The organism is Pseudarthrobacter adonitolis (assembly GCF_055412845.1).
Genome location: NZ_JBVAYW010000027.1, coordinates 1 through 22,329 on the forward strand (window position 1 = coordinate 1; position 22,329 = coordinate 22,329).

Sequence of the window (22,329 nt, forward strand, 5' to 3'; positions counted from 1 at the left end):
CGAGATGGTCCAGGACCATCCGCACGGCACGCTCACGCTGATCCTGGGGGTATCGCTTGGGCATAATCGCAATCCTTCACAAAAAAGGAAGCGGCATCAAACCCGGCACGGTTCAGAGCGCTATGAGAATGACGCCGCAGCGGCGGGCAAGGAAGCTAACCGCTGGCAGGATAAGCGATTGCCTACGCGCGGGAAGAACTGAGCCTACAGGGCAAGTTGTTGACGGCCGAGCGCTCCGAGGCCGACGCCGCCGAGCGCAAACGAAAGCGTGAGCAACAGCAGACGGACCGCCGTAGGGGGGCTGACTCTGCCGCCCTTAACCGTCGGATCGTTCAGGCTGAAGCCATGGCCAGCAGTGTTGTGCGGAGTCTGCCTTCTCCAAAGCCAGAGCGTTTGAGGATCCTTATTCTTGGTGCGGCTTCCGAGGGCGACCTCCGCGTAGGGAGGGAGCAGAAACGTATCCGAGCAGCCGTAGAAAGCGCCCTGCACCGGGATCTTGTCGAATTGGACGTGCGGCCGGCAGCAACCACTTCAGACCTGCTCGATGGAATTACTAAGTTCCGGCCTCACGTAGTGCCTTTCTCCGGTCACAGCAACGAAGACCTCATCATGTTCGAACGTGACCAGGACGAGCAGCATGAGGGCGTCATAGTTAGCGCCCGGGCGTTTGCTTCCGCAGTCAAGGCTACGGATAACCCACCGCTCTTGGTCCTTCTCAACTCTTGCAACTCAGCGGCCCAGATTGACCAACTCGTGAACGAGGTCACCCCCTTCGCTATCGGAATGGCCGATGAGATCAATGATGGGGACGCCATCACTTATGCCGCACAGTTTTATGCAGCTGTGGCCAACGGACAATCAATTCAGTCGGCACATTTCTCAGCTCAAGCCGCTCTTGAACTCGGCGGTCTTGAGGGCGCAGAATTGCCGACTCTGGCCTGGGCCGCCGATGTTGACCCCTCGTGCACAATTTTGGTCAGGCCTGCTGAGTAAGGGCTTGGGGGCAATCATTCTGAAACCTCCCGTCGCCTCACAACCCTAGGGTTTTGAGGCGTAGGGGTTTCGAGACACCGAGTTCGACGGGGAACCCTTATCGGCACACTCAGCCGCGTCGCGTCTCCGACCTGGTAGGCGGCCGGCAGCTTGATAGCCAGTTTGTTCGATTCCCATGGTTAGGGAGTGCTGGGCATTGGTGCAGGCGAAGCGCTCCTCATTCTTTCGGAGGTCCATTCGCGGTGCTCTCCATTTGAGCTCTGGGCCTGAGAGTCCGCTGAATCCCTTTCCCCATTGGGCTGAGGTTGAAGGGGCATCGGGGCGGGCGTGGCCCTGCGCATTTGTTCTTCGGTCAGTGGGGCGGGTTCGGGCCCGCAGTTGGCGGCAGTTGCAGAAGTAGTCGGAAGCGCAGGCAGTTGTGTTGAAGAACTTGGCCAAGTGAACGACTCCCGGCAATCACTGCGCTCGGCTGCGCCGGCCCCATCATCGGCTTCAGGGGAAGGCGGAGTTGATGGCAATGGTGGACCTTGGCTGACTTCTTCTGGGGAAAGTATCGTGACCTTCCCGCTGCTTAGCGCTTGATCAACGCAATTTGCGACTCGCACCGCGTCGACCTCTGCCGATCCTGCATCCAGGCGTATACCAAGGCGGGAAGTAGGCATATCGGCGGTTATGACGGACTTCTCGACACTCGGGTCATCCTCGCAGTGGTCCAAGGATTCATAGACGGGGAAACCAACACCGACACCCCAGCGATCATCGGCAGAGGCGACACGCGGGTAGTCTGCTGGCGCGGACGGCGCACAAGCTGCCAGCAGCACCATGAGAAATGGGATTAATCCCGATTTCCACATGTAGTCCCCCTGACGCCAATTGCCAGCATGTCTGTCTCTATGATTGCCGCTATTGCTGGGTCCTGATAGTCAACCCCTCCACGGGTTCGCTTACAACCGATCGAGCTACCGGATTCCTACCGTTCGTGCTTCAGTTCACGTATGGCATCGCAATTCCCGAGAAAGCAACAGGCACGCCCGCCTCGAGCCGAAGCGAACCCGGAGGTTAAGCGGAGGCTAAGCCGCTTAGTTTACTTCGGCGTGGTCTTGGCCTTGGCCACGATCACGCTGAACTTCATGCCACTTAATTCCCAGCCCTGGTTCTGGATAAAGCTTGCCGTCCTTGCTGCGGGGACAACGATTTTCGTCATCTGGGCAACTCGGTTTTCACTGTGGCAACGCCGTGAATACTGGCGCGAACGCGGCAGAGACCCTAAGCATCCGGAACGCTCTCCCGAGCGCGCAGACGAGAAATAGATGCGACTCGCAGGCAAATGCCCGTAGGTGAACCCTGACCGGACGTACCGGGAAAAGATCAGATCGTGATTTCCGCGAATTCAGGAAGATTCTGCCCCGCTCACGTACCGGAAATCGCCACCGAGTTCCCCAGCCAGTGCCCTCAAATCTTTGCCGCTTGGAGCCTCATTTAGTGCTTCCGACATGTCCACGACCATCCAGTTCTCACCCTCCACGATGGTCAGAGGCTGGGCCGAATCGCTGTGAAGCTGGTGCTCGGCACTCCGGGCCTCTTCGGTCTTGAACCACACAACCTGGACACGGTTTGCACAAACGATGTATTCAGCCGTGAAACCTGCCAGATCCGGGTTGATGATGGGGTCCGTCTTGGGCTCCTCATCGCAGCCGATAACGCCGGCAACAGCTCGACGGGCATCATCAAGAGAACCGAACGCCGCAAGCTTCGGAGCGGCTGAGGACTGCGTGGCTATGGGCTGGGGTTCGCCCGCCTGCTGCGCGTCCACTGCGCAGCTTGAAAGAAAGACATTCGCCCCAATTACGGTACTGATTGCCGTGACCTTGTGCCCGTATCTGATCGTCATTGATACCCCATCCCCCCGGAGGTTAGTTCAGTCATCCTTGCACACGACAAGCGGGGCGTACAGGCTAGAAAGAGGGGAAAGCCCAGCCCAAGCCGTTTCGCAATTGAGCGAGGACGGCAGCATCACTGGCAGCAAGATGAGGTGCGGATCCTGTCCGGCAACCAGCCCACCTTTCCTGCAAAAACTGAAGGGAGCCGGGTTCGTTGGCATCCCGAAACCGTAGCGTTTCGACTCACTTTGGTTATGAAACACATCGCGTCGGATGGAAGAAGAATTTCCACTGTCGGTAAGGGATGGCAATCCCTTACCGGAAGCCTTGGAAAGCCGGTGACTCAGCACACCAAGGGCCCGCCTTCGTTTTCTGTATTTCGGCTTCAGGAAAGGTCGCCCTTTAAATGTAGGCTTCTGAAAGCCAAAGCGATCAGGAAGACGGGGGAGTCGATGGGCGGCCAGAGCGGGGTATGGGCGATGCAGCGGGTAGGTCGTGGCTGGCCTGATGAGTTCCGCGACACTAAAGAGTCTTCAGCTGCACGCCTTCCGGTGCGCATCTACGCCCCCGCGGGTGACGTTCACGCATTGGCCCTCCGTTGAAGGCTGGCGAAGGCCCCGAAGGGCCAACATCACCGCGATGTGTCCCTCAGTGGCAAGTTGACGAAGACGCGAGACGAGCGGAGGTTTTCTCACCGGCAGAACCAACCCCGCGGCGCCCTGCTTACGGGGAGATTCGAGAGGACCTGAGCGCGCAGCTTGACCCTCATGGCAGTCAGCCTCGGCCGGCGAAGAAGCGGTCCTACGGCTGGTTGATTGGGGCTCTTGTAACGGCTGGCCTCCTTGTAGCTCTGCAGGCCTATCAAGCAGGGGGTTGGCCGCCCGGATGGCCAGTCGCAGCTCCCACGCACGGCCACACTCAGCGTGTTCCAGAAACTCAGCAGCCGGCGGCGGAAGCCTCGTCTGTTACTTCTCCCGGCAGCGAAGAGGAGGTGCCGACACAGGCTGCTCCTTTAGCAACCGCTGGCCGTTCCAAGACCACCCCTACGCCTGGAAGGGAATCCCAGCCCGCGCCACTAGGAAGTCCAGCGCCGCTCACAACACAAAGCGACTCTTATGCATTCCTGGGCCTGCCGGAACTGAAGCAGGACGTTGTCGCTTACGACCCGTGCCGCCCCGTCCACTACGTCACGAGGGCCGCAAACTCACCCGAGCGCGGCCAGGACATGATCAACGAAGGCTTCACCGAACTCTCCCGGGTCACCGGCCTGCAATTCATCAACGACGGTGAAACCTTGGAAGCCCCATCAGACGAGCGCCCCATGTACCAGCCGGACAGCTACGGCGACCGCTGGGTTCCCGTCCTCGTAGCATGGTCCAACTCTGACGAATCACCCAGACTCTCACGCGAACAAAGCGGCATTCGATTCGCAGAAGCGCTCGGCTACGCTGGCAGCATAGCCGTCTCACCCAGCACCAAAGATCGCTACGTATACGTCACCGGCCAAGTCGTCCTCAACACCCCGGCTCTCGCCGAAGCGTCCGCCGTCGAGGGCCCCACACTGAAACCCTCAGTCATCGCACACGAACTCGCCCACCTCGTTGGCTTGGACCACGTCGATGACCCCACCGAACTGATGCACCCCGAAGCAAGCTATCAACGGCCAACCTACGCCGATGGCGACCTCACGGGGCTGGCAGCCCTCGGCCGCGGCACCTGCTCACCGGGCCTCTAAAACCAAGGAACAGAGAAAGTCACTTGTCGTGGCCCTGGCTCTACACCGCATAGTTGCCCGCCCTCTGTCTTGTACAGCTAGGGTTTCGAGGCGGTTGGGATATGAGACGTCTCACCGACTGAACGACCGCGACGACGGGACGGCCTCAAATTTCCTTGATTCCTGCGAGTTCGTCCTAGGTCGGCGATTCTCGTAACTATGTCTCACAACCTTCTGGTTGAATCGCTGTATCCACCGTTAGTTACGAGACACCTCGGAGCAGCCCATGACGAAACTGATCGGCTACGCACGTGTTTCGACCCGGCAGCAGTCCACCGACCGGCAACAGGCGGACCTTCTGGCCGCCGGCGTCCGACGCGATGACCTCTACGTTGATCACGGTGTGTCTGGGGCGAGGGCTTCACGACCCCATTTCGATCGGGCACTCGACGCGATGATCGACGGCGACACGCTCGTCATCACAACGCTGGACCGTCTCGGGCGATCCACCCAAAACATGCTTACCTTCGCCGACGAACTCCGCAGCCGAGGCGCGGGCCTGCGCGTCCTCAACCTAGGCGGGGGCGACGTCGACACTTCAACCCCTATGGGATCGATGTTGTTCACGATCATGGCCGCTCTCGCTCAAATGGAACACGAGATCAAGCGCGAACGCGTCACCGATTCCATCAGCAAACGTAGAGAAGCCGGAAAGGACTTGGGCGGCCGGCCCCGCCGGGTCACCGACAGCCAGATTCGAAGCGCAGTGCGCCTGGTAGAAAGCGGCGAACCCGCTGCGCAGGTTGCACGCGATCTCGGAATATCCCGAGCAACGTTTTATAGACGGTCGCGGGCACTCAAGGATTAGCCGAGCAGCATCCCTGGGGGCGACACCAAGCAATCACAGAATGCCGCCAAAGAGCGATCAAATCCACACATGTCGGTCCTGGAGTTTCGGCCTGGGTCCGGCAAGCCTTCCAGATGCAGGGCAAGGGCGGTGGCCAGTGGGTCATCGACATGCTGGCACTCTTCGAAGAGAACAACCTCAGCTTCGCCTATTGGGAGTACCACGGCACGCATATGGGGCTCTACCTGAGCGGCGCCGGCAAACCCAGCGAACCCAGTACGGCTCTCCAGGAACTCCTGACCCGCGAACTGCGTTGACCATGCGGGTCAGCCGCCCAGGATTACCAGCGGCACCAGGCGCTGCGCACAGGAGACCCCGACAAGGGTCTGCGGTCCCGCCCCCACCCAGTTGTTCACCCCGGTGTCGTCGCACCAGTCCACGTTGTATGGGTAGGCGGTGACCCCGGCCTTCCCGGGAGCCATGCCAGCCGGGACGGTGAACACGAAAGTGAAGCCGCCGTCGTCGGTCATGGGGGCGAGCTCTTCCAACACGGTGGTGCCGTACGGAGCCAGCAATTCCACCTGGACCCTTGCGTCGGCGCCGTAGCGGGCATCGCAGGTGGTGTCCGGGGCACTGACGGTGACCTGGTCGCCGGGTTTCGCGGCGGCTGGCGAGACGGAAAACTCCGGCGGCATGCAGGGCGGCGGCGCGAAAATGTTCCGGCAGCTTGTCGCCCCCACCAGTACCGGCACGGCGCACAGCCCCACGGCCAAAACGCGCGCCCAGGCGCTCGTCAGTGAGTGCCCCCGAATGTTCCCCATGACCCGATTGTCCCGTCAGCGCCGGGGTTACGGAAGCACGGCGGGGTCACGGAACACGCGTTGGTTACGGAACATGACGACGGCGGCGGTGCGGCGCGGCGGGGCGAGTGTTACGTTTTTGGGGAGTAATGAGAACCGGCGCCAAGCCCTGACTGGCCGGTCGGCAACCCTCCCTTTCGCGGCGGGGTGCCTCAGGTGAATACTCGGCATATCGACCCATTCGAGCTGCAAGCGTGAAAGAAGGAGTTCCGTCGTGTCTGACGCACCCGCCCCTGAAGAGAAACTGTCCTACCGGCTTGTCACCGGGCCGGATGACAGGTCTTTCTGTGAACGGATTTCCACTGCCCTCGCCGAAGGGTATGTCCTGCACGGCAGCCCGGCCGCAACGTCCAACGGCGGCAAGGTCATTGTTGCCCAGGCACTGATCCTCCCGACGGCCATCGCGAGCGCGGATGCCGCCGTCGCCAGCGCCGTGGAAGACATTGAGTTCGACGGCGAGGGCCACGCGTGAGCTACGCCGGAGACCTCACCCCGCAGGAAGCCTGGGCCAAACTCGAGCAGGGCGCCATTCTGGTGGACGTCCGCACCGAAGGAGAATGGGCCCACATCGGCATCCCCGACACGAAGGCCACCGACAACGATCCCCTGTTCATCCCGTGGACGTTCCCGGGTGGTATCCCCAATCCGGATTTCATCACCGACCTGACACAGCAGGCACCGGAGGACGACGGCACGGAGCTGGTATTCCTCTGCCGCTCGGGCCAGCGCTCCATCGCCGCCGCTATCGCCGCGACGCAGGCCGGCTTCACCTCCTACAACGTCTTGGAGGGTTTCGAAGGCGAGCCGGACCGCTACGGCGAGCGCACCGTCAACGGCTGGAAGAACCGCTGCCTCCCCACCAACCTGGGAATAGCCAAGTGACTTTCAACGAAGACGCCGCCGGCTGGAGCGCCGATACGCAGGCGGTCCGTGGCGGACTGGACCGCACCAACTTCCAGGAGACCACCGAGCCCGTGTTCCTGAACTCCGGGTTTGTGTACGAATCCGCCGCCGCCGCCGAGCGTGCCTTCACCGGCGAGGACGAACGCTTCGTCTACTCCCGGTACGGCAACCCGTCCGTGGCCACCTTCCAGGAACGCCTCCGCCTGCTCGAAGGCACCGAGGCGTGCTTTGCGACGGCGTCGGGCATGTCAGCGGTTTTCACCGCCCTGGGTGCCCTATTGGCGGCCGGGGACCGGGTGGTCGCTGCGCGCTCACTGTTCGGCTCCTGCTTCGTGATCCTGAACGAGATCCTGCCGCGCTGGGGCGTGGAAACCATGTTCGTTGACGGGCCGGACCTCGAGCAGTGGCGGGCGGCCCTGTCGGAGCCCACCACTGCGGTGTTCTTCGAGTCGCCGTCCAACCCGATGCAGGAGATCGTGGATATCGCCGCGGTCAGCGAGCTGGCGCATGCCGCCGGCGCCACAGTCGTCGTCGACAACGTTTTTGCCACTCCCCTGCTGCAACGCTGCGGCGAGCTGGGTGCGGACGTGATTGTGTACTCCGGGACCAAGCATATCGACGGCCAGGGACGCGTCCTGGGCGGCGCCATCCTGGGCACCAAGGAGTTCATCGACGGCCCGGTCAAGCAGCTCATGCGGCACACCGGCCCGGCCCTCTCCGCGTTCAACGCCTGGGTGCTCACCAAGGGCCTGGAGACCATGGCCCTGCGTGTGAATCACTCGTCCGCGTCCGCGCTGCGGCTGGCCGAATGGCTCGAACAGCAGCCGGCCGTCAGCTGGGTCAGGTACCCGCTGCTCAAGTCACACCCGCAGTACGAGCTCGCCGCCAAGCAGATGAAGGCCGGCGGCACCGTCCTCACGTTGGAACTTGCGACGACGGGTGACCGCTCGGGCAAGGAAGCCGCCTTTGCGCTGTTGGACGCCTTGCGGATCGTCGACATCTCCAACAACCTGGGCGACGCCAAGTCCCTGATCACGCATCCGGCCACCACGACGCACCGTGCAATGGGTCCCGAGGGCCGTTCCGCCATCGGGCTCAGCGACGGTGTGGTGCGGCTGTCAGTGGGCCTGGAGGACGTGGACGACCTCATCGGTGACCTGGAGCAGGCCCTCAAGCACATCTAGTTCCGATTGGCGGAGGTCTCATCCGCGCGAACGGGTGGCGCGAACGGGTGGCGCGAACTATCAGATAATGCCCTGTTCCACGAGTTTTGAGGGGCATATCTGCACGTTCGCGCAGGGAGGACCGTAGGAATGCACCCCCGGACTGGGGCCGGCTGCTGTCCAACATCCCGCTGGTGGCCGCCCTTCCAGTGGCTTCCGGCGCAGCACCGCGGGGTGCTTCGAGAAGAAGAGGTCCTTGCTGGATCGTTCCCGGCGGAGTTCAGCCGGTACCGCTTGTCCGTGCCCCGATACGTGCCCCGCCTTCGGGTTGGATGACGAGCCGGACCGCCACTTCATCCCCGTCGCTGATGCCCGCAGCGTCCCTGACGGCCTTCTTCACGGGCAGCAGGTAGGAGCGGCTTTTGCTGTCCGGGAAGACCGAGGTCTGCCAGATGTAGCCGGAGATTTCCGCCGCGACTTTGACCGAGCCGAAGCCCTTCCGGAACATCGCTGCCTCTTCCCGGAGGTCGTCGGCGATCACTACAGGGAGGGTCAGGAAGTGCCAGCCGGATTCGTCGGGATAGCGCCACAATTCGGCCCGGAAGGAGTACGACGACGTCACGGCCTGAGTATGGCATGCCGCGTTGCCGGGCGCATCCCCTGTCATGGACGGGTCAGGCGAATGGCGGGTGAGGCGAACGCCGGCTCAGGCGCCTGGTTGGCGCAGCTGCCGGGAGGCCGTCTCCCGGACAGCGGCGGTGAGCTGGTTGAGCACCGGGGAGTCGATCTTCCAGCGTTGCCAGTACAAGGACACGTCAACGGGGTTCGCGAGGGCCAGCTCCACGAGGGCGCCGCTGCGGAGGTCTGCCAGGCACTGTTGCTCCGGCAGCAGCCCCCATCCCAGTCCCAGCCGGATGGCCTGGGCGAACTCGGCCGACGACGGCACATAGTGCCGCGGCGCGGTCAGTTCCGTGCCGGTCTTCGTGCGGAAGAACCCGTCCTGCAGGTCATCCTTGCGGTCAAAGTCCACCACCGGAGCTTGGCTCCCTGCAACAAGTTCCGGCCCGTCGGGCCACCAGCGCCGGATGTACCCGGGGCTTGCCACCGCACGGTACCGCAGGGAACCCAGCGGTTCCACGCTGCAGCCCTGGACCGGTTCCGGCGTTGCGGTTACCGCGGCCATCACCGATCCCGTCCGCAGGAGCTGGGTGGAATGCTGCTCATCCTCCCTGCGTAGTTCAAAGCACGCGCCTAGGTCCGGCGGAAGACTTGCCAGCGCAGGCATGAACCAGGTGGAGAGTGAGTCCGCGTTCACCACCAAGGGGATGGGCGCCGTCGGCCGGTCCCGGCTCTCGCCGAGCTCCTGCTGGGCGTCCCATTCGAGCTGCCGGACCTGCCTGGCGAACCGCAGGATGGCTTCCCCAGCTGTTGTGGGCCGGACGGGGTTGGTGCGCTGCAACAGGATCTGGCCAGCCGCGTCCTCCATCGCCTTGAGACGCTGGGAAATGGCCGACGGCGTGACGTACAGGCTCCGCGCCGCCGCCTCCAGCGTCCCCTCGTCAACGACGGCAGTGAAGGTACGGAGCTGCTCAAACTGGAACATCTTCATTAGCTTTCCTTAATATAGCTAAGAATATTTAGCTGGAGTAATGATAACTCCGGCCGTACGTTGGAGGATATGGATCTAACTGCATTTCTAGGCCCCAGTGCGCTGGGCTTCGGCACGGGCCTTGCCCTCATCGTGGCCATCGGCAGCCAGAACGCCTTTGTCCTCCGGCAGGGAATCCGCGGTGAGCATGTGCCCGTCGTCGTCCTGGTCTGCAGCGTCTCCGATGCGCTGCTCATCGCAGCGGGCATCGCCGGAGTGGGGGCGCTGCTCCAGGCGAGCCCCGTGATCGTGGACGTGGTCCGGTTTGCCGGCGCCGCCTTCCTAGTGGGCTACGGCGTCATGGCGGCGCGCCGGGCGGTGCGTCCGGGAACATTAACGGCGTCCGGGCGGCAGCCCGCCGTCGGCCTCGGCGCCGCCCTCAGCACGGTATTGGCCCTGACCTGGCTTAATCCGCATGTCTACCTCGACACCGTGCTGCTGCTCGGGTCTGTGGCCAACCAGCAGGCCCAGGATTTGCGTTGGTGGTTCGGGGGCGGAGCAATCGCCGCCAGCATCGCCTGGTTCAGTGCGCTAGGTTTCGGGGCGCGGGTCCTGCGGCCCTTCTTCGCACGGCCCTCGTCGTGGCGCATCCTGGACGGGCTCGTCGCTGCGGTCATGCTCACGCTGGGTATACGCCTGGCAGTCGGCGCGTGACGTCGTCGTTTCTTGGCGCTAACGGACACTTGGGGCCCTCACCCAGCGAAAAAACCAGGGCCGTATCTGCCCGTTCGAGCACTGCCGTTGACCTCGGCGGCAGTGCGGCGTAGTTTCATGGTCACCACTGCGATGTTGCTGGGCCAACGCATCCGCCGCACCGGGAGCCAGCCATGAACGGAAACCAGCCATTGCAGGGCAACAAGCCATACCAAAAGGCCGGAGCGGTCATCGTCGCGGCGGGCGCTTGCTGGGGACTCGGAATTTCCTTCGTGGGGAACGTGCACGCCACCCGCGACCCGGCCATCAGGCTGTCCATACTCGAGCGCCACCGAAGCCTCTGGGTTGCCGGACAATTCCTGGCGGCCGCCGGGACCATGGCCGTTCCCGTCGGATTCGTCCGGTTCGCCCACGCCATCCGTTCCGGCCCCGCCAAGACCCTGGCCGCCGGCGCAGCAGCCGCCCTGCTCGCGGGCGCGCCCTTGTTCGTGGTGGCCCTCGCGGACCGCGCCTCGGACCTGGAGAAGTTCGCCTATCGGCGGGGTCCAAGCTGGCCGTTCCTGACGTATTCAGGGCTGCATATCGGCGGGATCGCAGCCCTGGGGGCGGGGCTGCTGCTGACTCCGTTGAAACCCTGGACCGGCATCACGGCGACCGCCAGCGCTCCCGTCTTCGGTGCCATTCTGGCCGGCACCAAGGATATTCCGCCGTTCGTTTTCTACCTGGTAGAAACCGCTGTGGGTGTCCAGCTGATGCGCTATGAGGAACCCCTGGCTCCCTCCGAGGACCACCCGGACGCACTTCCCGGGCGTTGACGCTGGAACTGGCGCGAACTGGCAGATAACGACCCCAAAACACGAAAAACAGGGCATTACCTGCCGGTTCGCGCAAAGATTCGGGGTGAACTCAGAACTGGCGCACCCGGAGCAGCTCCGGGACTTCGTCCGCCTCCAGCAACCCGGAGGTGCCGCGCATCGTCACGCCCACGGCGTGGGCAACCACGGCGCCCAGCCCGCCGTCGTCGGGTCCTGTTTTTTCCAGCGCCGCGTCCCGCACCCTGCGCTGTTCGGTTGAACCGGTGCCGCGGGTAATGATGTCCTCGACGCCTTGGCGGGCCAAGGAAAGTTCGTCCTGCTCGGCGAGGACGGGCGCCAGATAATCCACCAAAGACCGCACGACGTCGACGGCGGGCGCCGGCCTGAAGGTCCCGAAATCCAGCAGCTCGCCGCTCAGGCCGCTGCTGCTCGCCTGCCACGCCGCCATCCGCAGGAGCACCGTGGGCACCGGGGCCGGATCCACGCCGTCGCGCCATTCGCGGCTGGCCGATTCGACCAAGGCCCGGACCAGCACCGCGATCAGGCCAGCATCCTCGGCGCGGAGGCAGACGTCGGCCACGCGGACCTCAACAGTGGGGTGGTTCCGAGACAGGCGGGCGTCGAAGTAGATCATGCCTTCGTCCAAGAGCACGCCGCTGTCCAGCAGGCGCGTTACCACCCGCCGATATGCGGAGTAGGTGGTGAAAATTGCCGAGGGGCCGGACGTGGGCCAGCGGTTCCAGGCCTGGGTGCGGTAACTCTCGAATCCCGTGGGCATCCCGTTCCAGAACGGCGAGTTGGCGCTCAGGGCCGTGAGGACCGCCAACTTGTCCCGGATCCTGTCCAGCACGGCCACGCCCTCGTCCTTGGATTCGATGAAAGTGTGGACGTGGAAGCCGCAGGTCAGCTGTTCCTGCGCGGTCAGGCCGAAGCGTTCCAGCATCCGGGCATAGCGAGGGTCCGGGGTGGTGTGGCTGGCGAGGCCAAACGGAGACGTGGCCAGCGCGGCCACCCTGGCCCCGTTCTTGGTGGCCGCCTCGTCCGCCAGCAGCCGGCCGGCCCGGATCTGCGGCAAGAGCTCTGCATACTCGAGGCAGGGACGGGTCTGGGTCTCGATCTGCTCAAGCTTCAGCTCGGCAGTCAGGCCCGTCCCGTCGTCGTGACCGGTTTTGTCCTTGGCTGCCAGCACATAGGGACGTTCCGGGGCGTCGTCGGCTGCCATCCGGCGGCCGGACAGCATCGCATCTGCGAGGGCAAGCGGCTCCCCCGTGTCCGGATCAACGATCAGGAGCTCTTCCTCGACGCCGAATGTACGCATGCTTATATTGTGCTGCAACGGACAAGGACGTGGCAGCCCGCGGGGCCGACGGATTCTGCTCCATCAATGCCTTGGACCGAGCGGGGTGGAACGGAATGCCGCGGCCTGAAGCCGGGCCAGCGCGAATGATGGTGCAGAATCCGACGCACCCTAGTCCTGGAAGTACTCCACCTTGGCGCCGATGGTGTTGAGCCGTTCCGCCAGGTCCTCGTAGCCGCGCTCGATCACGTAGATGTTCCGCAGTTCCGACACTCCCCGCGCCGCCAGCATGGCCAGCAGCAGGCAGGCGGCGGGGCGGAGCGCCGGCGGGCAACCTATCTCGGCGGCCCGCCACTTCGTGGGGCCATTGACGTAGATCCGGTGCGGATCCAGCAGCTGCACCTGGGCGCCGAGCCTGTTGAGTTCGGTGAGGTAGATGGCCCGGTTCTCATAAACCCAGTCGTGGATCATGGTCTGGCCATGGGCGTTGGCGGCGATGACCGCGAAGAACGGCAGGTTATCGATGTTCAGGCCGGGGAACGGCATCGGGTGGATCTTGTCCTCCGGAGCCCGCAGCTCCGACGGCTTGGTGGTCACGTCCACCAGCCGGGTGCGGCCGTTGCGCGCCACGTACTCCTCGGAAATCACCAGCTGCTGGCCCATCTGCTCCAGCGTGGCCAGCTCGATCTCCATGAACTCGATGGGGACGCGGCGGATGGTCACCTCTGAGTTAGTGACGATCCCGGCGGTGATGAGGCTCATCGCCTCAATGGGATCCTCGGACGGGAAATACTCAATGTCGACGTCGATGAGCGGCTGCCCGGTGATCTTCAGCGTGGTGGTGCCCACGCCGTCGATCTTCACGCCCAGCATCTCGAGGTAGAAACAGAGGTCCTGGACCATGTAGTTGGGGCTGGCGTTGCGGATGACGGTGGTGCCGCGGCGATGCGCCGCGGCCATGATCGCGTTCTCCGTGACGGTGTCCCCACGCTCCGTCAGCACAAAGGACCGGTCGTGCGTGTCCCGCGGCGGAGCCTGCACGGCGTAGAAACCGGTAGTGGCTTCCACTGAGAGCCCGAACTGGCGCAACGCCTGCATGTGCGGCTCAACCGTGCGCGTGCCCAGATCGCAGCCGCCAGCATAGGGCAAGCGGTATTCCGCGGTTTCGTCGAGGAGCGGGCCCAGGAGCATGATCACGCTGCGCGTGCGGCGCGCGGCGTCCACATCCATGGCTTCAAGGTCCAGGACGGCGGGGCGGCGGAGCTGGAGGTCTGTGTCGTTAAGCCATGTGCACTCGACGCCGATGCTGGTCAGGACCTCCACGATCCGGTTGACTTCCTCGATCCGGGCGAGGCGGCGCAGGACGGTGGTGCCGCGGTTGATCAGGCTGGCGCACAGCAGCGCCACGCCGGCGTTCTTGCTGCTGTTGACATCCACTGCCCCGGACAGGGTGCAGCCGCCTTCGATCCGCAAATGAGTCATCTGTGGTATGCCCACTTTGACGATGCTGCGGTCCAAGATCGCTTCGAGCCGGTGGATCATTTTCAGGCTTAGGTTCTGCTTGCCCTGTTCCATCCGGGCGACGGCGCTTTGGCTGGTTCCCAGCGCAGCGGCGAGCTGGCCCTGGGTCCAGCCCTTCTCGGTCCGGGCGTCCCTGAGTGTAGCGGCGATGTGCTCGGCAGTTTCCTGAATCATAAACAAAAAATATCACAAATGAGCTATTATGCGAGTCCCTTGCCCTCATATCGCAGCTTGGCGGCCGGAATACCCACTCCATGCGATACTCGACACGCCGCGCGGCGGAGCCCTACGGCACCCGCCAGTACCCCAACGCGTTGATCCGCTGCTTGTCCACACCAAGGACCTTACGCAGGTGCCTGACGATGGCGCGCGGACTGGACGCCTCGCAGGCCACCCAGAAGTAGTCCCTTCCCACCGAAACGGAGTCCGCAGTTAGCGCATCACACGCCGAATCCACCAGGCAGCGCCGTAGCGTTTGCGCGGAATCCAGCTGACGACGTCGGACTCTCCGGTTCGCAGCCCAAAGCGACGGATCGAAATCGTGCTGGTATTGAAGGCAAGCGGTCACCGGCGTGGGGCGGCCGGCGGCGGCGTCCACCACCCGCAGCTCGTCCAGCAGCGAGTTGATGGCCGGCACGGATGCCGGGTCGCCCACGATCCACACGCGGCGCGGATGGGGTATGGGAAGTCGAAAGCGCTACCCTGGACGGTGGCTTCGATGGTGTCGCCGGGCTCCGCTCCGCGCGCCCAGTTGGCGGCGATGCTGTGGTGCATGGCGAAGTCCCTGCTGAAGGTGCAGGCCTTCAAATCCGGATCAACCAGCGTGTAGGCGCGCTGGTGACCGTTGCCGGCGTCGTCGAACCACAGGCGGATCCACATGGTTGGTTCACGCAACACCCCTCCAGGAACCGGCCCGATTTTGCGAACTGGGCCAATTCCACCTATCTTGACTAAAGTTAGCCTAACCTAAGCTCGAAAGCCGGCCCTGACTATGACGCCTGCCCCGACACAAAATTCCGCCCCTGCAGGCGGCACCGGCACCTACCGTGACCCGTGGGGAATCCCGCATTTGTGGGCGGACTCCGCTGACGCGCTCGCGCATCTTCAGGGCAAGAACGTAGCCACGGACCGCTCCTGGCAGATCGAGCTCGAACGCTGGCGATCCGAGGGCCGGACTGCAGAGATGCTGGGTTCCGACGGCCTGCACTGGGACCGTTTTGCCCGCCAGGCCAGGCTGGACGACACGGCGCGCCGCTGCTTCGAAAGGCTCGACGCCGATACCCGGCGTTGGTGCCAAAGTTACGTGGCCGGCATCAACGAGGCCCTCGCGGACGGGTTGCGCGGCGGGCCGGAGTTCGAGGAATCCGGCACCTCGCCCGCGCCGTGGAACCAATGGACACCTTTGGGCGTTTTCCTTGTCCAGCACATCCTGTTTTCCACGTTCCCCAACAAACTTTTCCGCGCCCACGTCGCCCGGACGCTCGGACCCGACGCCGTGAGTCTGTTCAGCATCGAGGCCCCCGTGTGGTCCGGCAGCAACGCCTGGGCGGTCCACGGCTCTGCGACGGCGAGCGGTCAGCCGCTCATCGCCGGCGACCCGCACCGCCTCCTCGAGCTGCCCGGCGTGTACCAGCAGGTGCGGCTCGCCTGCCCGGAGTTCGACGCCGTCGGATTCGCCTTCCCGGGCGTACCGGGGCTGCCGCACTTCGGCCACACCGGGCACACCGCGTGGGCCATCACCAACGCCATGGCCGACTACCAGGATCTGTTTGAGGAGGAGCTGCGCCGCGGCCCGACGGGGACCAACCCGGTAGGGGAAAACTCGCCCGGGATTCAGGCGCGCGGTCCGCTCGGCTGGGAATCCGCCGTCGTCGAACTCGACACTATCCTCGTCCGCGGCGGCGCGTCGGAGGAAGTGGAACTCATCGAGACCATCCGCGGCCCGGTGATCGCGGGAGGGCCCGACGGCGGCGCCCTGAGTTTGCGGTTCCCGGCGCGGGTTGAAGGGCGGCTAGGCTTCGAGGCCCTCCTGCCGCTGCTGCGGAGCCGCTCCGTTGCGGATGTGGAGGCGGCCCTGCAGCGATGGGTGGAGCCGGTAAACAGCGTGATTGCAGCGGACGCCGAGGGCAACGTGAGTCATTTCCTCGCTGGGCTGGTCCCGCAGCGGAACCATAACAATCGCCGGGTTCCCGTGCCGGCGTCAAGGCCGGAATATTCCTGGAACGGCATATATCTGCCGTTGCCGGGCACTGCGGTGACACGTTTTGCGGTCAGCGCGAACGACCGCGCGGCCGGTGGCGGCGATGCTGTGGGCATGGAATTCGCCCCGGCCCACCGCGCCCGGCGGATCCGCGAGCTGCTGGAAGCTCCGGGCGCCACGGCCTTCACCGTTAATGACATGCAGACCATCCACTCGGACACGCTGCTTGGTCCCTGGCCTCAGTTTCGCGGGCTGATTGAAGACATCGACGCCGACTCGCTGACCGTCGGGGCGGCAGGCCTGCGTTCCCGGCTGCTGGCTTGGAACGGCCACATGGATGCACGCAGCCAGGACACGGCGGCCTTCGCCACATGGCGTGGCTTCTTGGTCCGGCGGATGGCCGGGCATGCGGCGCTGGCACAGCTGGCAGTCCCGACCGGATACTCGCCGTTGTTTGGGCCGTGGTTGTCGGTGACTTCGCGGGTGGGATTCGGACTTGAGACACTGCTGCTTCGCGGAGCGGAACTTGGCATCAGCCCCGCCGTCGAAGCCGCAGCGGCGCTGGAAAAGGCAGCCCTGCAGGAAGCGGCGTTGCAGGAAGAAGCCGGCATTCCCGGCCAAGTGTGGGGCGAGCGTCACCAGCTTCTGGCCGTTCACGAACTGCCCGGCAGCCTGGCCAACTCCGCACCCACAGCTCCGCTCTCCGGCGACTCCGGCTGCGTGCTCAGCACCGAAAGCCTTCCCGGCATTGAGGATCAAAGTTTCCGCGGACCAGTTGCACGGTATGTCTGGGATCTGTCGGACCGGGAACAGAGCCGGTGGATTGTCCCGTTCGGCGCCGCGGGGAACCCGGGCCACCCCCATTTTGCGGACCAGCTGCCGCTCTGGGCGGCCGGGGAACTCATCCCGGTGGTCACGGGCTGGGCGCGGCTCACCCTCGACAAGGGGCACGCCGGCAGCCAGCTCACGTCAGCCACCCCAGCACATCCCCAGCCCACGAAGGAAGCCATGAACACCACCATCCGGGACTACTCCCTGCGGACCACGATCTACACCGAAGAGCTCAAGGGCTGGGGCACCCTGCGGATCGTTCCGCTCGCTCCTGCGGAAGACCTGGACCTGATCTACCAGTGGGTCACCCAGCCGCGCGCCAGGTTCTGGGGCATGACCGAGCACACGCGCGAAGACGTGCTGGGGATCTATGAGTTCCTTGACTCGCTGGAGACGCACCACGCCTTCCTGGTGGTGCTCGACGGCGAGCCCCTGGCGCTGTTCCAGACCTACGAGCCGCTGCACGATCCCGTCGGCGAGGCCTACGCGGCCCGGGAGGAGGACATCGGGATGCACCTGTTGCTGGCTCCGGCCACCCGGCCCGTCCCGCACTTCACGCCGCGGCTCGCCACGTCCCTGATCCATTACATGTTCTCCGTGCCGGGAAAGGACAGGATCGTGGTGGAGCCGGATGCCCGTAACACCAAAGCCCTGCGCCGGCTCGACGTCACGTGCTTCGAGTTGGGACCGGTCATCCAGCTGGCGGAAAAGGAAGCCCAGCTGGCGTTCCTGACGCGTGAGAGGTTCGACCGGACCGCACCGCTGCGCACCCGCTGACCAGCGCCGGCCCCACGAGATCCAACTAGCGCCAGACGAAGTTCCAGGTCCCCATCGCGGCCGCGGCAACCACAGCAGCCGCCGCGATCAGCACGCCGCCCACCAGCACCCAGGCGTCCAGCGGCGAATACGTGGATTCCCGGGCCCACGTCCGCTGCCCGGTGCCAAACCCGCGCGCTTCCATGGTGACGGCCAGCCGGGAGGCGCGGCGGATGGCCTGGACCAGGAGCCCAAAGCTCTGCCCGAGAGTGGCCCGCAGCCGTTGCAGCGGGCTGCCTTGCGAGCCCACGCCGCGGGCACGCCGCGCCATGCCGATTGTCTGCCACTCCTCGGCCATAAGTCCCACCAGGCGCATCGCGGCCAGCGTGCCAAGGACAAACCGGTGCGGCAGACGGGCCTTCTGGGCCAGCGCATCGGCGAGGTCGGTGGGGTCTGTGCAGGTCATGAGCAGGATCGCCGGTAGAGCAATCGCGAGTCCGCGCAGCATAAAACCGATTCCCAACTGGAGGGAACCTTCGCTGATAGACCAGATCCCGACGTCGAGCAATACAGCGCCGCTGTCCGCCGCGACGATCGCCGTGCTCCAGCCGCCCAGGGCTGCCGCGATGATGAGCGGCCAGCCACGCTGCCACAACGGGCGGAGGGTGAGGCCGGCAAGCGGAAAGAGCGCCAGTTCCGCCACAAGCGCGGTCGTGGCGGACACCCAGTCGATGGAGAGCGCCAGTACCAGGGTGATGAGGAATACAACGGCGAACTTGGCCAGCGGGTTGGCGCGCGTCAGCAGCGCGTGGTTGCCGCGGAGGGTCAGGGCATCCCTCATGCCGCACCTGCTTCCTGGCGGGCGCCGCCGCGTGAGGCCGGGCCAAGCCGCAGTTCGGCACCGCCCAGAACGGCGCTGAATTCCTGGTCGTGAGTCACTGAAACCACGGAGGTCCCGGCGTCGAGCAGTTCGGAGAGGAACGACGCAAGCTCGGCCCAGGTGTTGGCGTCCTGGCCGAAGGTCGGCTCATCCAGCACCAGCACACGCGGGTGGGCAGCCAAGACCGTGGCCACCGACAGGCGCCGCTTTTCGCCGCCCGACAGCGTGTACGGATTGGCGTCCACCAGGTGCGTCAGGCGCAGCCGTTCCAGCAGCTCATCAACCCGCTCCTCGCCATGCCCCAGATGCCGTGGGCCGAACATCAGTTCGTCCAGCACGCGGCCGGTAACAAACTGGTGCTCGGGCTCCTGGAAGACTGTTCCGACGCGGGAAATCAGCTGGTTGGCCTTCCAGTTGAAGGGATCGATCCCCGCGCCCTCGGAAAGCTCGACGGCGGCGGACACCTTCCCCGCTACCGGCGCTAGGAGTCCGGCGAGCGTCAGCGCAAACGTTGACTTGCCGGCGCCATTGGGCCCCGTGACGGTGAGTGCATGGCCGGTACGGACCTGGGCCGTGATGCCCGACTGCACCGGCACGGGCGGGATGGTCCGGAAGCCGCGGCGCCGCGGACGCTCGCGGGAGACGGCTAGGTCCTCGGCGGCCAGCAGCAGGTCACCGGAGCCTGTGGACGCGCGGCGGCGGGTTGCCGGGACATAGCCCGGCACCCAGACGCCCGCGCCGATCAGCATGTCCCGTGCCTCCGCGAGCACCTGGTCCGGCGGTCCGTCCAGCAGGACTGCGGAAGTAGCGGCGGAACTTCCTGCGGAGCCCGCTGCCGAGCCCGGCTGCAGCACCACAACCCGGTCCACCAGGTCTTTCCAGACGGACACGCGGTGTTCCACCACCACCAGCGTGGCACCGGTTTTGTCCAGGCAGCGGCCCACGGCGTCCCTGACTTCCATCACACCGGCGGGATCGAGGTTTGCGGTGGGCTCGTCCAGCAGGATCAGCCCGGGCCGCATCGCGAGGATCCCGGCCAGCGCCAGGCGCTGCTTCTGCCCCCCGGAAAGGGCCGACGTCGGGTGGTCCAGCGGGAGCCCGGCGGCACCTGGCCCGCCGTCTGCGTTCAAACCAGCGCCACCCAAACCAGCGCCACCACCCGCACTCCGCAACCCGACGTCGTCGAGCGCTTCATGGACGCGCCGCCAGATCTCGTCCCGGGGAACGGCGAGGTTTTCGGCGCCGAAGGCGACGTCGTCACCCAGCCGCGAAAGAACCACCTGCGTTTCGGGGTCCTGCTGCATCAGGCCCGAGCGGCCGCGCTGCCCGCGGGGCACCACGCCGTCGATCAGCAGCGAACCGGTCTCGTCGGCGTCGTCCCCTTCATCACCCAGCACCCCCGCGAGCGCATGCAGCAGCGTTGACTTGCCCGCCCCCGACGGGCCCAGCAGCAGCACCCGCTCGCCCGGAGCGATATCAAGGTCGAGCCCGTGGACGGCGGGGGCGGAACGCCCGGCATGCCGCCAGCCCCAGCCACGGGCGGACACCGCGGCGGGGCGCACCCCTGCCGCGGCACCGGCGTCGGAAGCGGTCATTAGTTGAACGCAGGCTCCGAAGCTGCCTTCCGCGATGCGAAGGAGCTCAGCACACCAGTCTTGGCGAGGCCGCGGGTGGCGACCCAGGACAGCGCCCCGGCGATGACCGCACCCGAAAGGGTGCAGAACAGGATGTAGGCGAGCTTGTCACCGGGTTCGTACGCGATGTTCCAGCCCCAGGGCATGAAGGAGTCATTCAGGCCGCAGAAGAGACCCGCCCCGGCACCGGCCAGCAGTGCGGCGATGAGGTTGTACTTCTGGTGCAGGAAGGACTTGAACCGGAAGTTGCCGTACACCAGGAGGAAGAACACCAGCTCGGCGCCGAGGCCCTGAAGGAGCCCGGAGATCAGCACGGTGGCGCCGTACTGGGAGCCCATGATGAGTTCGCCGGTGGCGGCCACGGTTTCGCAGAAGAGCGCCGCGCCGGGCTTGCGGATGATGAGCATGCCCAGCACAGCCGGGATCATCCAACCGCCGGCGATCAAGCCGGTCAGCGGGGGGTAAACCGCGTTCATGGGGGCGGAAACGATTCCGGCGCCCTGGGACCAGGCCCAGAAGATGACGCCGCCGGTGATCGCGATGAGCGCCGCCACCACAATGTCCACTACGCGCCAAGTATTGCCGGTTTTTTTGATTGATGCAGTTGTCATTCGGTCCTCCTGAGGAACAGGAGGGGAAAGTGCCCCGGCGTGCGGCGCTGCCGCCGATACCGGACACTTCGAGAACTCGACTCCCTTGCGCCGGTACTAACCGGATCAGGTTCGAGGGTCTGCGGCTGTCCGCACTCTCAGCGCCCACCTGCGGTTCCCTGGCAATGCCAGTGATGTCCGACGGCGGCGCTCCCCTGTCGTAATAAATCTGCCCTGATGGGCGTGATCCAGTTTACACCGCGGGCGGGGTAGATTGTGGGCCATGACTGCCAACAACCCGACTGTGACTGCGTTCAATCCCGATTCGACGGTGCCCCAGCCGGCGGGGCTGCTTGAGGCCCTGATTGCCCGGGTCGAAGCCGAGATCAACGAGCTGCAGTTTCCGCATTTCAGCAAGGACGACTCCCTCAACCTCGGGCTGCTCCTGGTGGAGCTGGGCAAATCGCGCCGGCTGCCCATCCCGATCGACATCACCAAGGGCGAGCAGGTGCTCTTCCACGTTGCCCTGGACGGCGCCACCCCGGACAACGAGCGCTGGATCCGGGCGAAGCAACGCACCGCCGCCAGGTATGAGATCCCGTCGCTGCTAGTGGGCCTCCGCGGCAGGCTGCACGGCGGCCGGATCGAGGACCACGGCTGGTTCGACGAGTCCACCTACGCCCCGCACGGCGGCTGCTTCCCGGTGTACGTCGCCGGCGTGGGAGCCGTGGCCACGGTGACGGTTTCGGGCCTGCCCCAGCAGCAGGACCACGATCTCGTGGTGGAAGCCCTGCGGGAGATTCTGGAGTCCATGCAGCCGGGTTAGGCTAAAGACAGTCCCGGATCCGCTCACAAGGAGTTCAACGAATGAACCTGTTCATCAAGCTGCTCGGCACTGCAATCAGCCTCGGCGCCGGATTCGTCGGCACCAAGATGGTCAACACCGTATGGGAAAAGTCCACCGGCAGGAAAGCACCCACCGGCAGAGACGAAGACACCCCCACGAGCCTCCGCTCGGCGCTCACCTTCGCGCTCATTTCAGCCTCGGTCAGCACCATCATCCAGGTTCTCGCCAACCGCGGCACGCAGCGGGCCATCGTGCGCTTCGCCAAGTCCCAGGACATCGTCTAAGCCCACCACCAG

The 22,329-nt window shown here is 65.0% G+C and carries 24 protein-coding genes and 2 riboswitches; of the genes, 13 read left to right on the forward strand and 11 right to left on the reverse strand.

The features are described 5' to 3' along the window. Together ACZYZ4_RS17680 and ACZYZ4_RS17685 are read left to right on the forward strand one after the other, a co-directional pair. Positions 1-202, forward strand: a 202-nt coding sequence (locus tag ACZYZ4_RS17680; RefSeq protein WP_463863000.1) for a hypothetical protein, incomplete at its 5' end; no start/stop codon positions are given. A gap of 143 nt (positions 203-345) precedes the next feature. Further along, positions 346-993: a hypothetical protein gene (locus ACZYZ4_RS17685; RefSeq protein ID WP_463863001.1), complete on the forward strand. Its 648-nt coding sequence runs from the start codon at positions 346-348 to the stop codon at positions 991-993. Between the two features lie 1,390 nt (positions 994-2,383). On the opposite strand, the gene ACZYZ4_RS17690 is transcribed toward ACZYZ4_RS17685, so the two are convergent. After that, on the reverse strand, positions 2,384-2,806 hold the full coding sequence (locus ACZYZ4_RS17690) for a hypothetical protein (RefSeq protein ID WP_463863002.1): 423 nt from the start codon (positions 2,804-2,806) through the stop codon (positions 2,384-2,386). A 1,292-nt stretch (positions 2,807-4,098) separates the two neighbouring features. On the opposite strand from ACZYZ4_RS17690, the gene ACZYZ4_RS17695 reads away from it, so the two are divergent. From ACZYZ4_RS17695 to ACZYZ4_RS17705, 3 genes are all read left to right on the forward strand, one after another. Then, positions 4,099-4,608 carry a matrixin family metalloprotease gene (locus ACZYZ4_RS17695; RefSeq protein WP_463863004.1) on the forward strand — a complete coding sequence of 170 codons (510 nt, stop codon included), beginning with the start codon at positions 4,099-4,101 and terminating at the stop codon, positions 4,606-4,608. A 265-nt stretch (positions 4,609-4,873) separates the two neighbouring features. Next, positions 4,874-5,455 (forward strand): recombinase family protein, encoded by a 582-nt coding sequence (locus ACZYZ4_RS17700; RefSeq protein ID WP_463863005.1) that lies wholly within the window; start codon positions 4,874-4,876, stop codon positions 5,453-5,455. Positions 5,456-5,568: 113 nt separating this feature from the next. Then, complete coding sequence (locus ACZYZ4_RS17705; protein ID WP_463863007.1) at positions 5,569-5,751, forward strand: hypothetical protein; 183 nt, start codon at positions 5,569-5,571, stop codon at positions 5,749-5,751. Positions 5,752-5,760: 9 nt separating this feature from the next. Here the strand turns inward: ACZYZ4_RS17705 and ACZYZ4_RS17710 are convergent, their stop codons facing one another. Further along, entirely contained in the window at positions 5,761-6,255 is a 495-nt protein-coding gene (locus ACZYZ4_RS17710; protein WP_463863009.1) for a hypothetical protein, read from the reverse strand. Between the two features lie 124 nt (positions 6,256-6,379). After that, a riboswitch (SAM riboswitch) is annotated at positions 6,380-6,495 on the forward strand. Between the two features lie 13 nt (positions 6,496-6,508). On the opposite strand from ACZYZ4_RS17710, the gene ACZYZ4_RS17715 reads away from it, so the two are divergent. Genes ACZYZ4_RS17715 through ACZYZ4_RS17725 form a run of 3 tightly spaced genes read left to right on the forward strand, consistent with a single transcriptional unit; the run spans position 6,509 to position 8,381 of the window. Then, positions 6,509-6,766: a DUF1737 domain-containing protein gene (locus ACZYZ4_RS17715; RefSeq protein WP_463863010.1), complete on the forward strand. Its 258-nt coding sequence runs from the start codon at positions 6,509-6,511 to the stop codon at positions 6,764-6,766. Then, positions 6,763-7,176, forward strand: a complete 414-nt coding sequence (locus ACZYZ4_RS17720) for a rhodanese-like domain-containing protein (protein WP_463863011.1) — start codon at positions 6,763-6,765, stop codon at positions 7,174-7,176. Before ACZYZ4_RS17715 ends, ACZYZ4_RS17720 begins: the two co-directional genes overlap by 4 nt. Continuing rightward, on the forward strand, positions 7,173-8,381 hold the full coding sequence (locus tag ACZYZ4_RS17725; protein WP_463863012.1) for an O-succinylhomoserine sulfhydrylase: 1,209 nt from the start codon (positions 7,173-7,175) through the stop codon (positions 8,379-8,381). Before ACZYZ4_RS17720 ends, ACZYZ4_RS17725 begins: the two co-directional genes overlap by 4 nt. Positions 8,382-8,640: 259 nt before the next feature. On the opposite strand, the gene ACZYZ4_RS17730 is transcribed toward ACZYZ4_RS17725, so the two are convergent. Both ACZYZ4_RS17730 and ACZYZ4_RS17735 read right to left on the reverse strand, forming a co-directional pair. Beyond that, entirely contained in the window at positions 8,641-8,982 is a 342-nt protein-coding gene (locus tag ACZYZ4_RS17730) for a DUF1905 domain-containing protein (protein WP_463863014.1), read from the reverse strand. Between the two features lie 84 nt (positions 8,983-9,066). After that, the gene (locus tag ACZYZ4_RS17735) at positions 9,067-9,969 is read right to left on the reverse strand and encodes a LysR family transcriptional regulator ArgP (RefSeq protein WP_463863016.1); all 903 of its coding nucleotides are present in this window, start codon (positions 9,967-9,969) and stop codon (positions 9,067-9,069) included. 69 nt (positions 9,970-10,038) lie between these two features. On the opposite strand from ACZYZ4_RS17735, the gene ACZYZ4_RS17740 reads away from it, so the two are divergent. Both ACZYZ4_RS17740 and ACZYZ4_RS17745 read left to right on the forward strand, forming a co-directional pair. Continuing rightward, on the forward strand, positions 10,039-10,662 hold the full coding sequence (locus tag ACZYZ4_RS17740) for a LysE/ArgO family amino acid transporter (RefSeq protein WP_463863018.1): 624 nt from the start codon (positions 10,039-10,041) through the stop codon (positions 10,660-10,662). Between the two features lie 173 nt (positions 10,663-10,835). After that, positions 10,836-11,477, forward strand: coding sequence for a hypothetical protein (locus tag ACZYZ4_RS17745; RefSeq protein WP_463863020.1), 642 nt, complete (start codon positions 10,836-10,838; stop codon positions 11,475-11,477). Between the two features lie 91 nt (positions 11,478-11,568). Here the strand turns inward: ACZYZ4_RS17745 and ACZYZ4_RS17750 are convergent, their stop codons facing one another. From ACZYZ4_RS17750 to ACZYZ4_RS17765, 4 genes are all read right to left on the reverse strand, one after another. Continuing rightward, the gene (locus ACZYZ4_RS17750) at positions 11,569-12,795 is read right to left on the reverse strand and encodes a glutamate--cysteine ligase 2 (protein WP_463863022.1); all 1,227 of its coding nucleotides are present in this window, start codon (positions 12,793-12,795) and stop codon (positions 11,569-11,571) included. Between the two features lie 150 nt (positions 12,796-12,945). Next, positions 12,946-14,469 (reverse strand): UDP-N-acetylglucosamine 1-carboxyvinyltransferase, encoded by a 1,524-nt coding sequence (locus ACZYZ4_RS17755; protein WP_463863024.1) that lies wholly within the window; start codon positions 14,467-14,469, stop codon positions 12,946-12,948. Positions 14,470-14,581: 112 nt separating this feature from the next. Further along, positions 14,582-14,950 (reverse strand): SIP domain-containing protein, encoded by a 369-nt coding sequence (locus ACZYZ4_RS17760; protein WP_463863025.1) that lies wholly within the window; start codon positions 14,948-14,950, stop codon positions 14,582-14,584. Next, a complete protein-coding gene (locus ACZYZ4_RS17765; protein ID WP_463863052.1) occupies positions 14,860-15,174 on the reverse strand; it encodes a siderophore-interacting protein in 315 nt (104 codons plus the stop codon). Before ACZYZ4_RS17765 ends, ACZYZ4_RS17760 begins: the two co-directional genes overlap by 91 nt. Before the next feature lie 112 nt (positions 15,175-15,286). Between ACZYZ4_RS17765 and ACZYZ4_RS17770 the strand changes: the two genes are divergently transcribed. Beyond that, positions 15,287-18,103 carry a GNAT family N-acetyltransferase gene (locus ACZYZ4_RS17770; RefSeq protein ID WP_463863027.1) on the forward strand — a complete coding sequence of 939 codons (2,817 nt, stop codon included), beginning with the start codon at positions 15,287-15,289 and terminating at the stop codon, positions 18,101-18,103. 25 nt (positions 18,104-18,128) lie between these two features. Here the strand turns inward: ACZYZ4_RS17770 and ACZYZ4_RS17775 are convergent, their stop codons facing one another. Genes ACZYZ4_RS17775 through ACZYZ4_RS17785 form a run of 3 tightly spaced genes read right to left on the reverse strand, consistent with a single transcriptional unit; the run spans position 18,129 to position 21,207 of the window. Further along, the gene (locus ACZYZ4_RS17775; RefSeq protein WP_463863029.1) at positions 18,129-18,923 is read right to left on the reverse strand and encodes an energy-coupling factor transporter transmembrane component T family protein; all 795 of its coding nucleotides are present in this window, start codon (positions 18,921-18,923) and stop codon (positions 18,129-18,131) included. After that, the gene (locus ACZYZ4_RS17780) at positions 18,920-20,557 is read right to left on the reverse strand and encodes an ABC transporter ATP-binding protein (protein WP_463863030.1); all 1,638 of its coding nucleotides are present in this window, start codon (positions 20,555-20,557) and stop codon (positions 18,920-18,922) included. Before ACZYZ4_RS17780 ends, ACZYZ4_RS17775 begins: the two co-directional genes overlap by 4 nt. Continuing rightward, complete coding sequence (locus ACZYZ4_RS17785) at positions 20,557-21,207, reverse strand: ECF transporter S component (protein WP_463863031.1); 651 nt, start codon at positions 21,205-21,207, stop codon at positions 20,557-20,559. The genes ACZYZ4_RS17780 and ACZYZ4_RS17785 overlap by 1 nt, the downstream gene beginning before the upstream one ends. Before the next feature lie 64 nt (positions 21,208-21,271). Continuing rightward, positions 21,272-21,413, reverse strand: a riboswitch (TPP riboswitch). 56 nt (positions 21,414-21,469) lie between these two features. On the opposite strand from ACZYZ4_RS17785, the gene ACZYZ4_RS17790 reads away from it, so the two are divergent. After that, a complete protein-coding gene (locus tag ACZYZ4_RS17790) occupies positions 21,470-22,012 on the forward strand; it encodes a heme-degrading domain-containing protein (RefSeq protein ID WP_463863033.1) in 543 nt (180 codons plus the stop codon). 41 nt (positions 22,013-22,053) lie between these two features. Then, complete coding sequence (locus ACZYZ4_RS17795; protein ID WP_463863034.1) at positions 22,054-22,317, forward strand: DUF4235 domain-containing protein; 264 nt, start codon at positions 22,054-22,056, stop codon at positions 22,315-22,317. Positions 22,318-22,329 lie beyond the last annotated feature (12 nt).

What these genes read in the sequence shown, in the direction of transcription:
- ACZYZ4_RS17750 (WP_463863022.1), bottom strand. Translation starts at nt 12,795, where the DNA reads ATGCGTACATTCGGCGTCGAGGAAGAGCTCCTGATCGTTGATCCGGAC.
- ACZYZ4_RS17790 (WP_463863033.1), top strand. Translation starts at nt 21,470, where the DNA reads ATGACTGCCAACAACCCGACTGTGACTGCGTTCAATCCCGATTCGACG.
- ACZYZ4_RS17780 (WP_463863030.1), bottom strand. Translation starts at nt 20,557, where the DNA reads ATGACCGCTTCCGACGCCGGTGCCGCGGCAGGGGTGCGCCCCGCCGCG.
- ACZYZ4_RS17745 (WP_463863020.1), top strand. Translation starts at nt 10,836, where the DNA reads ATGAACGGAAACCAGCCATTGCAGGGCAACAAGCCATACCAAAAGGCC.
- ACZYZ4_RS17685 (WP_463863001.1), top strand. Translation starts at nt 346, where the DNA reads ATGGCCAGCAGTGTTGTGCGGAGTCTGCCTTCTCCAAAGCCAGAGCGT.
- ACZYZ4_RS17770 (WP_463863027.1), top strand. Translation starts at nt 15,287, where the DNA reads ATGACGCCTGCCCCGACACAAAATTCCGCCCCTGCAGGCGGCACCGGC.
- ACZYZ4_RS17785 (WP_463863031.1), bottom strand. Translation starts at nt 21,207, where the DNA reads ATGACAACTGCATCAATCAAAAAAACCGGCAATACTTGGCGCGTAGTG.
- ACZYZ4_RS17795 (WP_463863034.1), top strand. Translation starts at nt 22,054, where the DNA reads ATGAACCTGTTCATCAAGCTGCTCGGCACTGCAATCAGCCTCGGCGCC.
- ACZYZ4_RS17740 (WP_463863018.1), top strand. Translation starts at nt 10,039, where the DNA reads ATGGATCTAACTGCATTTCTAGGCCCCAGTGCGCTGGGCTTCGGCACG.
- ACZYZ4_RS17755 (WP_463863024.1), bottom strand. Translation starts at nt 14,469, where the DNA reads ATGATTCAGGAAACTGCCGAGCACATCGCCGCTACACTCAGGGACGCC.
- ACZYZ4_RS17700 (WP_463863005.1), top strand. Translation starts at nt 4,874, where the DNA reads ATGACGAAACTGATCGGCTACGCACGTGTTTCGACCCGGCAGCAGTCC.
- ACZYZ4_RS17735 (WP_463863016.1), bottom strand. Translation starts at nt 9,969, where the DNA reads ATGAAGATGTTCCAGTTTGAGCAGCTCCGTACCTTCACTGCCGTCGTT.
- ACZYZ4_RS17765 (WP_463863052.1), bottom strand. Translation starts at nt 15,174, where the DNA reads ATGTGGATCCGCCTGTGGTTCGACGACGCCGGCAACGGTCACCAGCGC.
- ACZYZ4_RS17695 (WP_463863004.1), top strand. Translation starts at nt 4,099, where the DNA reads ATGATCAACGAAGGCTTCACCGAACTCTCCCGGGTCACCGGCCTGCAA.
- ACZYZ4_RS17705 (WP_463863007.1), top strand. Translation starts at nt 5,569, where the DNA reads ATGCAGGGCAAGGGCGGTGGCCAGTGGGTCATCGACATGCTGGCACTC.
- ACZYZ4_RS17775 (WP_463863029.1), bottom strand. Translation starts at nt 18,923, where the DNA reads ATGAGGGATGCCCTGACCCTCCGCGGCAACCACGCGCTGCTGACGCGC.
- ACZYZ4_RS17710 (WP_463863009.1), bottom strand. Translation starts at nt 6,255, where the DNA reads ATGGGGAACATTCGGGGGCACTCACTGACGAGCGCCTGGGCGCGCGTT.